Source organism: Anoxybacillus andreesenii, from assembly GCF_030813005.1.
Classification (GTDB): Bacteria; Bacillota; Bacilli; order Bacillales; family Cytobacillaceae; genus Robertmurraya; species Robertmurraya andreesenii.
In genome coordinates this window covers 53937-69809 of sequence record NZ_JAUSTU010000014.1, presented here as the reverse complement: position 1 = coordinate 69809, position 15873 = coordinate 53937, and the positions used below count along the sequence as shown (strand labels likewise).

The following is a 15873-nucleotide window of genomic DNA, read 5'->3' as shown; positions in this document are numbered from 1 at the left end:
TCCTTTTTAGAAGCCATTCTTCTTTAATTTTTTCTGGACCTCTTGGATATTCCTAATTTTGTTGTCCCAGCATTTTTGACTTAGATCCACTGGGTATTCCTCTGGATTTAGTGTTCGTTTGTATTCATCCCAAAGAAGCTCCAAATTTTCCTTGGCATATGATTGCATCTCCATTATGGACGGAGAATCATATACTAGCCTACCATCAACAAAAATATCCTTATGAAGCTCCTTCGCTTCAAAATTGGTCACAAATTTGCTTACATAGGTGTGAACGGGATGGAACATCTTCAGCCGTTCTTCTTCCTGTGGATTTTCATCATCTAAGGTAATATAGTCTCCTTCAGACTTGTGATTGGCCTTATTAATAATTCGATAGACCCTCTTCAAGCCGGGGGTTGAAACCTTTTCAGGGTTTCCGCTTATTTTTATCGTGTCCACCATTTCTCCATTTTCATCTTCAATCGAAGCAAGCTTGTAGACGGCTCCAAGCGCAGCCTGATCATAGGCCGTGATGAGCTTGGTCCCGATCCCCCAAGTATCAATCTGCGCCCCCTGGGCCTTTAAATTCATGATTGTATATTCATCCAAATCATTCGAGGCCACGATTTTTGCCTCACGAAATCCTGCGTCGTCAAGCATTTTCCTTGCCTTTTTAGAGAGATAAGCCAAGTCACCACTATCTAGGCGGATTCCGATGAAATTGATTTTGTCGCCAAGTTCCTTTGCGACTCTAATCGCATTAGGTACGCCCGATCTCAAAGTATCATAGGTATCAACAAGAAATACACAATTTTTATGACGTCTTGCGTATTTGTGAAAAGCTATGTATTCATCCTTATAGGCTTGAATCAAGGAATGAGCATGGGTTCCAGACACGGGGATGCCAAACTTTTTTCCAGCTCGAACATTGGAAGTCGAATTAAAGCCACCGATAAAAGCAGCCCGTGTCCCCCAGATGGCAGCATCCATTTCATGTGCTCTTCTTGTGCCAAATTCCATTGCTATCTCATCGCCAACGATATGCTTGATCCGTGCCGCTTTAGTGGCGATCAATGTTTGGTAATTCACAATGTTTAGGATAGCTGTTTCCACTAACTGGGCCTCTGCCAGCGGTGCCTCAACTCTGATCAATGGCTCATTTCCAAAAACGACTTCACCCTCAACCATGGAACGGATATTCCCTGTAAAGCGCAACGTCTTTAAATACTGGAGGAAGTCCTCCTTAAAGCCAGCTTCATTCCGTAGATAATCCAGATCCGTTTCTGTAAACCGAAAGTCCTTAATATATTCGATCACACGCTCCAGGCCCGCAAAAATAGCAAAGCCGTTCCCAAAGGGAAGCTTGCGAAAATAAACTTCAAACACAGCTTTCCGATTGTGGACACCATCCTCCCAATAGGTTTCCGCCATATTGATTTGGTATAGATCTGTGTGTAACGTTAAACTATCATCCTGATAGTGATGCATCATCCATCAGTCCTTCTTTCCTCAAATATTGATCCTGAATTATAAGGTTAGCTCCTTTGAGCTTACGATATTAATATGATAGGAATTTTTAAAATTCTTTAAGCTTGTTTCCGTTCCTTCCTCAAAGCCTGGAATAGAGCTCATGCAATCATCAAGTAAGTAAATTCTTGACGTGAAATCAACATCATCCTGGAAATGCTCCAGTATCTGCCTCAATGATTCCAACACACAATGGGATTTGGCTTCACCCGCCATGATGATTTTGTCATACCCCTTCATCATTTGGAGCAGCTCATTATTTACATAGTTATTTTTATCGTATTCCGGCTTAATGATTCCGTACATCTCACTAAGGGGATCCTTCCCTTTAACAATTTTGTATATCGGAGACTTTCTAGCAATGGAGTGAAAATGAATCATATTGGAAAATTGTCCTTCCAAAGCAGCCCCAAATGTGCCTTCAATGCAATGGAACGGCCAAATACAAAGCTTCATTCTTCCCTGCTGTTCTAATTGATGAACGTATTCTAAGCTTTCCTCTTGTCTTTCAACTGCACTCCACTTTCCAGCTCTAATATCCTCCTCAGAAATGATCGTATACGGCTCCGGATGATTTCCATCTTGGTCGACCCACCAGCTTGGATGGAAAATTTGCTGTGCATTATGGGTGTCAAGCGATATCGCTATTGTAGTAATCTTCTCCAAATTCGCATATAAAAATCGAAGTGTGTTCTCCACATCCTTATGGGAATTAGGAACGGCCAGCTCTCCATTTTCCAAAAAATCATTTTGAAAATCGATCCCGATGAACAGCACCTTCTGCTCGTCCGTGTTTGCTGATGGGAGATTTTCAGCTAATGCCAGTCTAAAAATGTCGTTATTTTTGATTGGATTATGTTTACCAATCGCTGATAAATCAATAATTTCTTCAAAATTCGTATTCATCCATCTTTCCCCCTCACCTATTTATTATGAATATTACCACTATCAATAAGCACTTTGCTATTGTTTTCCAATGATATTAGAAAAAAATGAGGGTAATGTCCATTTTACTGTTGACATATTTTTCTGAAGAATTTATATTCTTTATATGTAAACCAATCAATAAAACAAGTTGACATTAGAAAGGAGCATACAAAATGAATAAGGAACAAATCAAACTTAGATCCATGATCATAACCGCCCTTTTTGCGGCCATTATTGGTGTGATGGCCCAGTTAACCATTCCGCTTCCGCTTATTCCAATAACTGGACAGACATTAGCAATCGGTCTAGCTGCAACCATTCTAGGCTCTCGTTACGGAACGATCTCGGTCCTCTTATATTTAGCCATTGGGTCTGCAGGAGTACCCGTTTTTGCAGAGTTTTCCGCTGGAATATCCAAGCTTGTTGGTCCCACTGGCGGATTTTTAGTCGGATTTATTCCGGCGGCCTTTGTGATCGGATTTTATATGGAAAAACTCGGATTTACCATGATTAATGCGATTATTGCTAATATTATTGGGATGTTCATCACCCTATCATTTGGAACGATTTGGCTACAAATTTCGCTTGATTTGACATGGACTGCTGCTATGGCAAGTGGATTTACCCCATTTCTTATCGTCGGTGTCATTAAAGCTCTACTCGCTTCCTGGATTGGCATCATTGTAAGAAACCGCTTAATATCTGCGAACCTTCTATTCTCATCCAATCTTAACCAATCTGCCTAGTAAAGAGAGTCATCATTTTCAATGGTGGCTCTTTTTTTGACGGAAAAGCTCACGCCATGGTGCGAGTCATGCCAACAAAATTCTTTGAATCCTTTCTTCATCTCTATCGTATAACAACTACCATTGCATTTCCCGCTTTCTGCTCTTATACTGTTAGATGTTGCTCCTTAAATAGAGGTGAATTTATGATCGAGTCCTTATTAGATTTTATAAGTCTTTCAGCGATGTACTCCATCTATGGTGGACTATTTCTCATGTTCATCCACCTATTGTGGATTTGGAAGATTGAGATTCAATATATTTCTTCCAACCACACGGTTTCAGAGGAGACATTTTTTTCTATAGGTTTCTACAAAACACCTGTAAACAATCATACTAATTACATCATTTCATGGATGATAAAATGTATTAGAAGAAAAATAAGCTCTAGTAGTGATGAGGATGGTGCGCTATTTGTTTCAAAATCAAATAGCGCATATTCTCAAAAATACTGGAGGTTATCATTGAATGAATGTTAGAATAAAACTTTTTTTCATCACCTTAAGCACCCTGTTCCTATCGGCCTGTTCAGCACAGAGTGGAAACAATGATGGGTTCTTTCAAACTTATTTAGTTACACCATTTGCTGCCTTAATTCATAAGCTCGCAGATTTGTTTGGCGGGAGCTATGGGCTCTCCATTATCGTAATAACAATAATCATTCGTCTTCTCCTCATGCCAATGATGCTGAAGCAGACGAAAAAGCAGCAAGAAATGAAGGTGAAAATGGATCAAATGAAGCCTGAGCTTGAAGTAATCCAAAAGAAGCTAAAGGCAACAAAGGATCCTAAGGAACAGCAAGCCTTGCAGCAGGAAATGTTTGGCATTTATAAAAAATATAATGTCAACCCTTTATCCATGGGCTGCCTACCGATTCTCATTCAAATGCCAATTTTGATGGGCTTTTATTACGCTATTCGAGGTTCTTCAGAAATTGCGAGCCATTCTTTTCTTTGGTTTAGTCTTGGTCAGCCGGACCTATGGTTAACCGCTTTTGCTGGGATTGTCTACTATTTTCAATTTAGAGTTTCGATGGCAAATATGCCCACAGAACAGCAGAAACAAATGAAAATGATGGGGCTTCTATCTCCTATCATGATCGTCATGGTTTCATTCAAAGCACCAGCTGCGCTTCCTTTATACTGGACTGTCGGCGGAACTATTCTCATTTTCCAAACATTATTAGCACGACGCCTCTACAAAAAAGAGGTTAATAAAGAGGCTGAAAAGTAAATAGATAGCTACCCAAAGCAAGAAGCCTGCTAATCGAATAGCAGGCTTCTTGCTTTAGTAGGCTATTAGGAGTACATATGCCAATGGATTTTTTCTATACTGCATCCTCCAAATGTTTAAACATTGCTTAAGTAGATGCCGAGAAAGGCAAGGAGTATCCCTCCGATGTAAGTAATTCCCAAATAGATAACCGAGACTGCGATTTTTTTCTTCATATACAATTGAACCGCCTCAACATTCATCGTCGAAAAGGTGGTAAAGGCCCCCATGAAGCCAACACCAATTAGATGATATACATGCCCTTCAAACGAACCACCAATCAAGATTCCAAGCAAAAAGGAACCGATCAGATTCACTGCCAGGGTCCCGATTGGAACATCCGTCCTTAGCTTCTTCTTTGCCCATTGCCCGATCAGATAACGAGCATTTGCACCAAAAAAACCACCCAAGGCAATCGATAACCATGTACCCATTAGCTCTTCCCTTCCTTTATCCCAAGCCTAAGACCAAGAAATGCCATAAGAAACCCACCGATAATACTGATGCCACAATAAAAGGCAGCCTCCAAAAACTGACCTTGATGTATGAGGGTGGTAGCGTCAATACTTAGGGTTGATAAAGTCGTAAAAGAACCAATGATTCCCGTATTGATGGCCGCTATGTACTTGCTATCCAATCGTTTGAAAAAAGTGGCATTCGTGAACCATCCTAGTAGAAAGGCACCAATCAGATTCACACAAATCGTACCAAGCGGAAAGAGAGTTCCAAATAGTTTGGTGGTCATGAGGGTGACCAAATATCGAAGGCAGCTCCCTATCGCACCCCCAAGGCCGATATACAAATAGATTTGCAAAATGACACCTCGCCGAAAAAATAGCCCTACAAAAAAATAGAGCCTAAACTCTATTTATTATAATACTTTTTGATATCTTCTATCGAATTTATTTGCTTGATTTGTTCATTTGTCAAGGTAATGTAGGTAACATTCTTCGTGTCTTCCTCGTTCGGTTCATACGCCAGAAATAGATGAATATTTCCCCCATTTTGTTGGGCAAATTGGATCAACTTCATGATTCTCTCAAGCTCCGCGTCTGATTCATCAAATATCTTCGGCAAATTCACAAGAACATCAATATAAGCATTTGCATCAATATAATGTGGAATTGGCAGCTTCTTAACCTTCTCCATCCCTTCCCCAGATACTGTATCGACACGATAGCGCCGCTTTTCAGGGAAAATTTCACGAACGATTTCCTTAAAGTCCTGATCCGCTTGCTTCACCCAAACCGCTTCAGGATAATAGTCGATAAATTTGTCATTCCCCCAGCCTTCTTCTGCATAAAAGGACATCGTTGGCTCCTTGACGGGATGCACTTTGATTCCATAGGATCCATCTTTGAAATTATAGAATCGATCCTCGATTTCGAATTCCTCGTCATACTTTTGCTGCAAATACGCTAACGTTGCATTTCCAACCGTAATTTTTTTCCATGGAAGGCCAGCAAATGAAAAATAGACGAATAGTGCAAATCCAATGACTAATACAGCAAAAATCAGCAAAAAGATCTTTAACGGTTTACTCAAAATAACCCCACCTAACAAATTGTTCTTTTAGTGTAATTTTACACTAAATATGTAAAATAGCAATAGTTCTTGTGAAAATTAGGCAAAAAAAAGAACCGCAAGCGGTCCTTTCATCGTTCTTATGAAACTACTTCAAAATAATCCTTATAAAATCCGCCGACCTTCCAACTGTTGTCAACGATAAAATAAAATTCCTCTGTTTCATTCTTTACCTCATAGGTCTTTCCAACTGTTAAAGCATGATGAACAATATATTTTTCTGCATTCGTATGAACGCACTTTACCTGTTTTAGTGTTTCGGAATGGTTCCATGTTAGATGTCTCATTACTGTATCTCCTTCGTTCATTCTTTTCATTTCATTATAGGGAGAAAACTTAATTCTTTGCAACATGATTTTGAATAAGTGATAGCTTCCTGCTTATTTTAATAATTTTTTGTTCGTCAAATGTAAAAAATTCACCTGTAATAACATTTTTTAAGGTTATATAGGTGCGTTCACAAATTTCATCTAAGCGAATAAACTCAAGATTCGGGTAGCTGTGATGATCATACACCACTTCATAATAGCCATTTTCAATAAATAGCTTCATAGATACCCCTTCCTTCTAAGGTAGTGGTGCTAATCATTACCCGCCCAGTTGCTTGTATGAAACATTTTTCCTATGAAAAACGGTGGCGCCTTCGATTGAAAGGCAATTTGTTCACGAAGATTAGTCAAAGAAGTCTCACCTTTTACTCATCGCAAGGAGAATATTCAGCCCACAAACTCACAGCCAAGCCTTTTTAATTCAGCCACAAGCTTGTTATAATACGCTTCGCTCACCCTGCCCTTAGAGCCTCTTAAGATTTCCTCGGCATAATGAGCTGGAGGTGCCTGCTCCGCCTTTTTATCGTACACATGGAAGGTTAGAACATCGTTGTACTCTTGCTCGTCAACGGTAACATCGACAAAGGTAGCACGATACCATCCTGTGTAAAAGCCTTCCCGCTCAAATAAATATTCGACAGCCTCCAAGGGAACCTCGTATAAAATGCCTTCTACCACTCCCCCATCCTCAATAATATCCGCACGTCCACCATCTGCCACGGAGAAAAGATATTTCATCGAATACCCGTCTAGCCTGCAAGCCCCGACAACCGCTTGAAAAAAATGATCCACATTCGCTTTCTGGAATCTTTCAACATCCATGCAAGACCCGTAAGCAAAATAATAAAGCTTGTTCGGCTTAGATTTCATGAGTTGATGAAGCTTCCAGTCCCCAGAGGAAATCGCCTCTTTTGCAATGGCTCGGTTTTCCACATAGGTAATGGCCCTTGTCCTGTTGAAGTCGGTATAGACCTCAACCTCCATTCGCTCATATAAATGATCCTCGTTTTCAGGCTCATAACCCTCTAGCCAATCGAGCTCTTTTAAAATTTCATCATCAATCTCATAAAGTTCTCCGTATACCTTTTTCTCATTGGATTTCCTCATAACCGGGTAGCCCAGTCCAGTATCAAATAATTCTCCATATACCCATGCTTGCTCCGCAAGAACACGAGCAGCTTTTAATTTATCATGATTTTTTTCGTGTTTCCTCAAGGTTCCATAGACAAAAACCTTCACTCAAATTCCCCCTTATGCTTGTCACAGCTTGATCCTATCCTATAATGATTTCTTCATTCTGTAAAATCGATTAAGAGGCTGGAATGCTGAGCCTAAGTTCGATGAATAATTTTTTGAAAATTTCGTGAAAAGGGTTTTCAAAAGAAAAGAAATCCATTACAATGAATGAACATAGATTTACAATCCTTTTACCAGGAGGTATGCATATTGAAGATTATGAGTAATGAAATGTTGATTGTCTCGTATCGTGATGCATTGAAGTCGGGGAAGGATAAGGAATGGGCGCAATTGTTGAAGGATGAAATAGAAAAGCGAGGACTAAAGCCTTTTAAGAATAAGTAATGCCAGGGGCCACCGCTCAATACGAAGCGGTGGCCTTGTTATATTAAAAAAAGCTTACCCGTCAGGCAAGCTTAAGAGCAATGGATTTACGTCATGAAAAATCTAAAAGGTTTAAATACAGCTGGGCAGGTGATATTGGATAATTCCTCTTTTCTTTTACGTTGGACTCGATGGTTTCCTGTACATCGAGCGGAAAATCCATATGGCCACAATCTGTCCATTTTGAAAAAATCGCACCAACCTCCACTAAGTCATTGGTACTTTCTTCATATTCCAAATAATGATGGTGGCAACGGCTCCTCAATGGCACCACAATTCCCTCCTATTTTTAAGGTAACAGTTCAGTACCTTGTTATTATATTCATTATATACCAAATATTCTAAAAATTTATGTCAATATTAAGAACATTTACAGCTTTCCCTTACACCTTCCAAAAAGATTGTTTTTACAATTACTGTTGACTTTATTCTGTTAATGTAGTAAATTTTAGAAAATTGAATCTAATTTCTTATCAAGAGAGGTTGAGGGTCTGGCCCTATGAAGCCTCAGCAACCTGCAAATATTTGCAAGGTGCTAATTCCAGCAAGTTTTTTAGTTAAAACTTGGCAGATAAGAAGAACGGCTTATTTAGCAGATAAAAGTCTTCTTCTTATAAGAAGGCTTTTATTTTTTTCTCTAGGTTCTTGTTTTATCGCCTTATACGTGAACATTCTCTAAGGTATTCGTACCGAATAAAACCCGTTCACGTACACGTATAAGCCCATATCAAACAGCATTTTAACAAAGGAGTGTGGACCATGTACCAACCAGATACGAAGCTAGCCCAAATCGGCAACCGAAGTGAAACAACCACCGGTGCCGTCAATCCACCTGTCTATTTCTCAACTGCCTACCGCCATGAAGGAATCGGTGAATCAAGTGGGTTTGATTATATTCGTACGGGAAATCCAACAAGGAACATTCTTGAATCGGCCATTGCGGAACTCGAGGAAGGGGATCAAGGATTTGCCTGCAGCTCTGGAATGGCGGCTATCTTAACTGTCCTCTCCCTTTTCCAATCAGGGGATGAATGGATTGTTTCTAAGGATTTATACGGAGGCACCTATCGACTACTTGAGCAGTGTGCCAAGAAATGGGGGCTCAAGGTTTCCTATGTCAACACAAGCTGTACTGAGAGTATCAAACGATGTATCAACGAACATACAAAAGCCATCTTTATCGAAACACCAACAAATCCTTTAATGGAGCAAACCAATATCCAAGAGGTTGCCGAACTTGCAAAAAGACATCAGCTGCTTCTCATCGTGGACAATACCTTCTATACTCCTTACATTCAGAAGCCGATTGCTGAAGGAGCCGATATTGTTGTCCATAGTGCAACCAAATATCTAGGCGGACATAATGATGTGCTTGCGGGACTGGTTGTGGCTAAGGGGGAAAAGCTTTGTGAATCCCTCGCTTTTTACCATAACGGTAATGGAGCAGTTTTGAGCCCGTTTGATTCCTGGCTCCTTATACGTGGAATGAAGACATTAGCGCTGCGAATGGAAAAACACGAGCAAAATGCGAAGGAAATCGTGCAATTTCTATCTAAGCATGAAGCAATAACCGATGTCCTGTACCCAGGTAGAGGGGGAATGCTCTCCTTTCGGGTTCAGGATGAAAAATGGGTGAATCCTTTTCTAAAGAACTTAAAATTGATCACCTTTGCTGAAAGCTTAGGAGGCGTCGAAAGCTTTATCACCTACCCTGCTACCCAAACGCATGCCGACATTCCTCTACAAATTCGTCTTGAAACGGGAGTGGACAATCGCTTGCTACGCTTTTCCGTTGGCATTGAACATACGAAGGATCTAATTAGTGATTTAGAACAGGCCCTATTGGAAGCAAAAAAACAATCAGCCTTACAAACTACGCTTTAACAAGACTATAGAAAGGAGTGAGAATATGAGTTTCCTAGAGAAATTAAATCAGCAAATATTAATTGGGGACGGCGCGATGGGAACCCTTCTCTACTCCTATGGCACAGGGAGTTGCTACGAGGAGCTGAATCTCTCCCATCCCGAAGAGATACGCAGTATCCATGAAGCCTATATTGAGGCCGGCTCTGATCTCCTACAAACGAATACATATGCCGCTAATTACTTGAAGCTCGGAAGATATGGATTGGAGGAATCTGTCAAGGAGATAAATAGCGCCGCTGTTAAGCTGGCCAAAAAAGCCGCGAAAAGCCGAGGTTATGTAGTCGGAACGATGGGTGGAATCCGTAGCATCACCCCAATGGCATTTTCACTTGATGAAATAAAGCGAAGCTTTCGAGAACAGCTATACTGTCTTCTCCTAGAAGGCGTAGATGGCATTCTGTTAGAAACCTTTTATGATTTGGAGGAATTAGAGGCAGTATTGACCATCGCCCGAAAGGAAACCACTCTTCCCATTATCGCCCAAGTATCGATCCAAGAGCCCGGAATTCTGCAAAATCGGCTCACCCTAAATGAAGCGTTTGATCGATTAGAGTCACTGGGAGCAGATGTTGTCGGGTTGAACTGTCGACTCGGACCGCATCACATGATTAAGAGTTTTGAAGAAGTGAAGCTTCCAAAGAAGGCTTTTCTATCAGCCTATCCGAATGCGAGTCTCCCTGCTTATACAGATGGGAAGTTCCACTACGGTGGGGAAGCTGAATATTTTCGAAAATCAGCGATAGCATTTCGCCAGGAAGGAATCCGTTTACTCGGAGGCTGCTGCGGGACGACACCAGAGCATATTCGCGCCTTTGCAGAGGCTTTAAAAGGAGCAGCACCGATCACAGAAAAGGTCGTTAAAGAAAGGCATATCGTCTCGGTCAAGAATTCAAATGTTAGAGACGACACCCCGCTCCAGCAAATTGTGAAGGAAAGGCCGTCCGTCATCGTTGAGTTGGACCCTCCGCGAAAGCTGAATACAGAGAAATTTTTTCAGGGAGCAAGGGAGTTAAAAAAAGAGGGAATTGATGCGATTACATTAGCAGATAACTCCCTCGCCTCCCCTCGCATTGAAAATTCTGCCCTCGGCTATCTAACAAAAACTCAAGTCGGCTTGCGGCCTCTTATCCATATCACATGCCGTGACCGCAATATCATTGGATTGCAATCTCATTTAATGGGTCTGCATACCCTTGGATTGAATGATGTCTTAGCGATAACAGGAGATCCTGCCCGAGTCGGAGATTTTCCGGGGGCCTCATCCGTATATGATGTATCATCCTTTGAACTGATTCAAATGATCAAACAGTTCAATGAAGGATTATCTTTTTCAGGAAAGGATTTGGGCCAAAAAGCGGTCTTTTCTGTCGCAGCCGCCTTCAACCCCAATGTTCGTTCCGTGGAAAAAGCGGTCGAACGAATGGAGAAGAAAATCAAATATGGCGCTGATTATTTTATCACCCAACCAGTTTATTCAGAGGAAAAGCTTATGGAGGTATATAAGGCAACAAAGCACCTTAAGGCCCCGATTTATATTGGCTTAATGCCCTTAACTAGCAGCAAAAATGCAGAGTTTTTGCATAACGAGGTACCCGGTATTAAGATCGCACAGTCCATTCGTGATACAATGGCTTCATTACAAGGTGACCCAATCCGTTCAGCACAGGAAGGGTTGGCCATAACGAAATCCTTAATTGATGCGGCAGCAGAGCTATTCAATGGAATTTATTTAATCACCCCTTTTCTCCGATATGAAATGACGGTGGAGCTCGCGCGATATACGAACAAACACAGCAAGAGGCAAGGGAGGATGAAAAATGTCGAAAGCGTTATTAATTAACGAAATGAAAAAGAGAATACTGATTATGGATGGTGCGATGGGGACGATGCTCCAGCAAGCTGACCTGAGCGCCGATGATTTTGGTGGCGAAGAATATGATGGCTGTAATGAAATTCTCAATGCGACCAGACCAGATGTGATTGAGTCCATTCATCAGCAATATTTAGAAGCTGGAGCTGACATTATTGAAACAAATACATTTGGGGCAACAGAAGTTGTCCTTGATGAATATGACCTTGGGGACAGGGCGTACGAGTTAAATAAAACAGCGGCAATTATTGCAAAAAAAGCAGCCGACCAATACTCAACAGCCCTTTGGCCACGCTTTGTTGCGGGTGCGATGGGACCAACAACCAAAACCTTATCCGTGACTGGTGGAACCACGTTCGCAACCCTTCAAAAATCCTATGAAGAACAGGCGCTTGGGTTAATTGATGGCGGTGTTGATGTTCTGCTCCTTGAAACGAGTCAGGATTTATTAAATGTGAAGGCTGGATTTCTAGGGATTCAGAAGGCTTTTGAAAAACGGGGAATCAAGGTCCCGGTCATGATTTCCGGAACCATTGAGCCAATGGGTACGACGCTTGCGGGGCAATCGATCGAGGCCTTCTATATTTCGGTCCATCATATGAACCCGATTGCGATAGGACTCAATTGTGCGACCGGTCCAGAGTTTATGCAGGACCATATTAGGTCCTTATCGGGTCTTTCGTCAGCAGCCGTTAGCTGCTACCCTAATGCCGGACTTCCCGATGAAGATGGAAATTACCATGAAACACCAGAATCCCTTGCGAAAAAGCTCGGTGGCTTTGCTGCAGAAGGCTGGTTAAATATTGTAGGCGGCTGCTGCGGTACCACACCTGATCATATTCGGGCGATCGCCGAGGAAATGAAGAAATACAGTCCAAGGGTTCCTAGTACACAAACAAACCATATGGTCTCGGGGATTGATGCCTTTATTTATGATGACCCTACCCTTCGTCCGATCATGGTTGGGGAAAGAACAAATGTCATTGGTTCAAGAAAATTCAAGCGTCTTATTTCTGAAGGAAAATTTGAGGAAGCCTCTGAAATTGCCAGAGCCCAAGTCAAGGGTGGTGCCCATGTCATTGACATCTGCTTAGCAGACCCTGACCGAGACGAGCTAGAGGACATGGAGAACTTCCTTAAAGAAGTGACAAAGAAAATTAAAGTTCCCCTTGTCATTGACTCGACTGACGATAAGGTGATTGAAAAGGCCCTCTCCTATTCACAGGGGAAAGCGATTATCAACTCGATTAACCTAGAGGACGGGGAAGGTCGCTTCGAGGCTGTTGCACGCCTTGTCCATACGTATGGTGCAGCTGTTGTGGTTGGTACGATCGATGAAAAAGGTATGGGGGTTACGGCTGAAAGAAAGCTTGAAATTGCGAAACGCTCCTATGATCTTTTAGTCCATAAATACAACATCGCTCCAGAGGATATTATTTTCGATCCACTCGTCTTTCCAGTTGGAACTGGGGATGAGCAATATATTGGTTCAGCTAAGGCAACCGTTGATGGAATTAGGCTCATCAAAGAGCATTTTCCTAAAGCCTTAACAATCCTCGGGGTTTCCAATGTCTCATTTGGGCTGCCAGCAGTCGGAAGGGAAATTCTTAATTCTGTCTTTCTGTATCATTGCACACAGGCTGGTCTTGATTATGCCATTGTCAATACCGAGAAGCTTGAACGCTTTGCATCCATTTCAAAGGAAGAGATCGCAATGGCAGAGAAGCTTTTATTTGAAACAACCCAGGAATCTTTAGCCGTATTCACAGAATTTTATCGTGATAAAAAGAAAGAATCTAAGAGCTTCATCCCTGATATGACGCTTGAGGAGAGGCTTGCTTACTACGTCATTGAAGGAACTAAAGAGGGATTAATTCCAGACCTTGAAATAGCATTAGCTAGCTTCCCTAGTCCACTCGATATCATCAATGGTCCTCTAATGGATGGGATGAAAGAGGTTGGAAGGCTCTTTAACAATAACGAACTCATCGTTGCTGAGGTGCTGCAAAGTGCAGAGGTCATGAAAGCAGCTGTGTCTTTCCTAGAACCATATATGGAGAAAAATGACGCAAGCGCAAGCAAGGGGAAGATTATTCTCGCAACCGTCAAAGGCGATGTCCATGACATTGGAAAAAATCTAGTCGACATCATTCTTAGTAATAATGGCTACGAGGTGATCGACCTGGGCATTAAAGTAGCTCCTGCCACACTGATAGAATCGGTTAGAAAAGAAAAGCCCGATATGATTGGGTTATCTGGTTTGCTTGTGAAATCAGCGCAGCAAATGGTTATCACTGCCCACGACCTCAAGCAGGCAGGAATTGATATCCCTATTCTTGTTGGTGGGGCGGCCCTATCCCGAAAATTTACGGATACGAAAATATCGAAAGAATATGACGGTCTTGTCCTCTACGCAAAGGATGCGATGAATGGATTGACTTTGGCGAATCAAATTCAGGATCAAGCAGAAAGGCAAACACTGATAGAAGAAAAAAAAGCCAAGCTTTCCCAGGAGCCAGCAAGCTTCTCTACTCATAAGCGAACAGCTACTGCGGTGTTGGAGAGACCACAGCTCCGGACAGATGTCGCTGTTTTTGTCCCAAGAGATACGAAAAGACATCTATTAAAGTCCTACTCTCTTGACCATGTTGAGCCATACATTAACAAGCAAATGCTCATCGGGCACCACCTTGGTGTGAAAGGAAAAATTGAAAAGCTATTACAGGCAAATGATGAAAAGGCTCATAAAATAAATGATCTCGTCACTGAATTAATCGTCGAGGCGAAGGAAAAGGAATGGATCAAGCCTGCTGCTGTATATCAATTTTTCCCAGCTCAGTCGAATGGGAATAAAGTGATCATTTATGATCCAAATGATCACAGTCAAGTCATAGAGAGCTTTGATTTTCCTCGACAGGAAAAAGGGGCCTATCTATGCTTGGCTGATTATCTGAAATCCGTGGACTCTGGGGAAATGGACTACGTTGGATTTTTCGCAGTTACATCAGGGAATAGGATCCGTGAACAAGCGGAGAAGCTTAAGGCAGACGGTAAATTTCTGGAATCTCATGCCTTGCAAGCTCTCGCTCTTGAATCCGCCGAGGGCTTTGCCGAGCTCATTCATCGCCAAATGCGTGATGCCTGGGGCTTTCCTGATCCTGCGAGTATGACGATGCAGGAACGCTTTGCAGCCAAATACCAAGGACAACGCTTCTCATTCGGCTACCCAGCTTGTCCGAATCTAGAGGATCAAAGCAAGCTTTTTGCATTAATCAAGCCTGAAGATATTGGCATCGAGCTCACTGATGGCTACATGATGGACCCAGAAGGCTCCGTAACCGCCATCGTCTTTGCCCATCCAGAAGCTAGATATTTCAATGTGTTATGATAAGAAAAGCGTAAGCGCCTTGGTTATCGCCGTACAAACTGGAGGGGCTTCGACTGAGATAAAGGAATCACGAAGAGCGATAGCGATTCGATGATGACTTATCGTAGGGAGGAGACCTGAAGTTTGATAGGCGATAGGCGCTGGAGCTAGACAATTTTCAAAGTCGAAATTTATACAATCTTATCTTTTAAGAAAATCCAGAGCGCCTGCTCTGGATTTTGTTGTAGCTCTCTCTTTTATTACCACCAAAAGCCTCTATGTCTTCCTCTATCTTCCACTCCACCAACGTCATCATCATCATGATGCATTCTATCGTCGTGATGGTAGTCCTCATGGTCATCGGAAACTTCTTCTACCTCATCATGATGGTGATTTCTTCTGTTGCCTGCACCAAGCACCCCGTCATCACGGTGCCAATGACGGCCAGGAGAGCCCCCATCATGATCATCATATTCACCTGCTACATCGTCTTGATTATGATGACGTTTTTTATTCTTCGCTTCAATAACGATGACTTCGTCCGCCTCTATAATTACTCTGCCAACCTTGATTCTTTTCTTTTTGTTTTCTGACATACGATTCCCTCCTTTTTGGTTTACTGTTATACTACGTAACACATAAAAAAGGGAATAGACGTCTAACTATATGAAGCTAGAAATATAT

At 41.9% G+C, this 15873-nt stretch carries 16 protein-coding genes and 1 riboswitch; of the genes, 6 read left to right on the top strand and 10 right to left on the bottom strand.

Going from position 1 to position 15873, the window contains the following annotated elements; all coding sequences use genetic code 11:
- Positions 1-6: 6 nt before the first annotated feature.
- The gene (locus J2S07_RS14760; RefSeq protein ID WP_370872838.1) at positions 7-1473 is read right to left on the bottom strand and encodes a nicotinate phosphoribosyltransferase; all 1467 of its coding nucleotides are present in this window, start codon (positions 1471-1473) and stop codon (positions 7-9) included.
- Positions 1474-1509: 36 nt separating this feature from the next.
- Positions 1510-2415 (bottom strand): cysteine hydrolase family protein, encoded by a 906-nt coding sequence (locus J2S07_RS14755; protein WP_307151182.1) that lies wholly within the window; start codon positions 2413-2415, stop codon positions 1510-1512.
- A gap of 194 nt (positions 2416-2609) precedes the next feature.
- Here J2S07_RS14755 and J2S07_RS14750 point away from each other — a divergent pair, with 194 nt between their 5' ends.
- Positions 2610-3182, top strand: a complete 573-nt coding sequence (locus J2S07_RS14750) for a biotin transporter BioY (RefSeq protein ID WP_307151181.1) — start codon at positions 2610-2612, stop codon at positions 3180-3182.
- 507 nt (positions 3183-3689) lie between these two features.
- Positions 3690-4454: a membrane protein insertase YidC gene (gene yidC / locus J2S07_RS14745; protein ID WP_307151180.1), complete on the top strand. Its 765-nt coding sequence runs from the start codon at positions 3690-3692 to the stop codon at positions 4452-4454.
- Positions 4455-4570: 116 nt separating this feature from the next.
- On the opposite strand, the gene crcB (J2S07_RS14740) is transcribed toward yidC, so the two are convergent.
- From crcB (J2S07_RS14740) to J2S07_RS14715, 6 genes are all read right to left on the bottom strand, one after another.
- Entirely contained in the window at positions 4571-4927 is a 357-nt protein-coding gene (gene crcB / locus J2S07_RS14740; RefSeq protein ID WP_307151179.1) for a fluoride efflux transporter CrcB, read from the bottom strand.
- Positions 4927-5307, bottom strand: coding sequence for a fluoride efflux transporter CrcB (gene crcB / locus J2S07_RS14735; protein WP_307151178.1), 381 nt, complete (start codon positions 5305-5307; stop codon positions 4927-4929). Before crcB (J2S07_RS14735) ends, crcB (J2S07_RS14740) begins: the two co-directional genes overlap by 1 nt.
- Before the next feature lie 50 nt (positions 5308-5357).
- Complete coding sequence (locus J2S07_RS14730; protein ID WP_307151177.1) at positions 5358-6038, bottom strand: YfjL-like protein; 681 nt, start codon at positions 6036-6038, stop codon at positions 5358-5360.
- 119 nt (positions 6039-6157) lie between these two features.
- Positions 6158-6364 carry a DUF6501 family protein gene (locus J2S07_RS14725; RefSeq protein WP_307151176.1) on the bottom strand — a complete coding sequence of 69 codons (207 nt, stop codon included), beginning with the start codon at positions 6362-6364 and terminating at the stop codon, positions 6158-6160.
- Positions 6365-6413: 49 nt separating this feature from the next.
- A complete protein-coding gene (locus J2S07_RS14720; protein WP_307151175.1) occupies positions 6414-6629 on the bottom strand; it encodes a hypothetical protein in 216 nt (71 codons plus the stop codon).
- 164 nt (positions 6630-6793) lie between these two features.
- Positions 6794-7645, bottom strand: coding sequence for a gamma-glutamylcyclotransferase family protein (locus J2S07_RS14715; protein WP_307151174.1), 852 nt, complete (start codon positions 7643-7645; stop codon positions 6794-6796).
- 216 nt (positions 7646-7861) lie between these two features.
- Between J2S07_RS14715 and sda the strand changes: the two genes are divergently transcribed.
- A complete protein-coding gene (sda, locus tag J2S07_RS14710; protein ID WP_370872843.1) occupies positions 7862-7987 on the top strand; it encodes a sporulation histidine kinase inhibitor Sda in 126 nt (41 codons plus the stop codon).
- 91 nt (positions 7988-8078) lie between these two features.
- Here the strand turns inward: sda and J2S07_RS14705 are convergent, their stop codons facing one another.
- Positions 8079-8297, bottom strand: coding sequence for a hypothetical protein (locus J2S07_RS14705; RefSeq protein WP_307151172.1), 219 nt, complete (start codon positions 8295-8297; stop codon positions 8079-8081).
- A gap of 196 nt (positions 8298-8493) precedes the next feature.
- A riboswitch (SAM riboswitch) is annotated at positions 8494-8604 on the top strand.
- 181 nt (positions 8605-8785) lie between these two features.
- Here J2S07_RS14705 and J2S07_RS14700 point away from each other — a divergent pair.
- From J2S07_RS14700 to metH, 3 genes are read left to right on the top strand one after another with little or no spacing between them, the layout of a single operon-like run.
- The gene (locus J2S07_RS14700; protein WP_307151171.1) at positions 8786-9910 is read left to right on the top strand and encodes a methionine biosynthesis PLP-dependent protein; all 1125 of its coding nucleotides are present in this window, start codon (positions 8786-8788) and stop codon (positions 9908-9910) included.
- Positions 9911-9935: 25 nt separating this feature from the next.
- Complete coding sequence (locus J2S07_RS14695; RefSeq protein ID WP_307151170.1) at positions 9936-11792, top strand: bifunctional homocysteine S-methyltransferase/methylenetetrahydrofolate reductase; 1857 nt, start codon at positions 9936-9938, stop codon at positions 11790-11792.
- Positions 11770-15210 (top strand): methionine synthase, encoded by a 3441-nt coding sequence (gene metH, locus J2S07_RS14690; RefSeq protein WP_307151169.1) that lies wholly within the window; start codon positions 11770-11772, stop codon positions 15208-15210. The genes J2S07_RS14695 and metH overlap by 23 nt, the downstream gene beginning before the upstream one ends.
- A gap of 239 nt (positions 15211-15449) precedes the next feature.
- On the opposite strand, the gene J2S07_RS14685 is transcribed toward metH, so the two are convergent.
- Positions 15450-15785, bottom strand: a complete 336-nt coding sequence (locus J2S07_RS14685) for a hypothetical protein (RefSeq protein ID WP_307151168.1) — start codon at positions 15783-15785, stop codon at positions 15450-15452.
- Between the last annotated feature and the right edge of the window lie 88 nt (positions 15786-15873).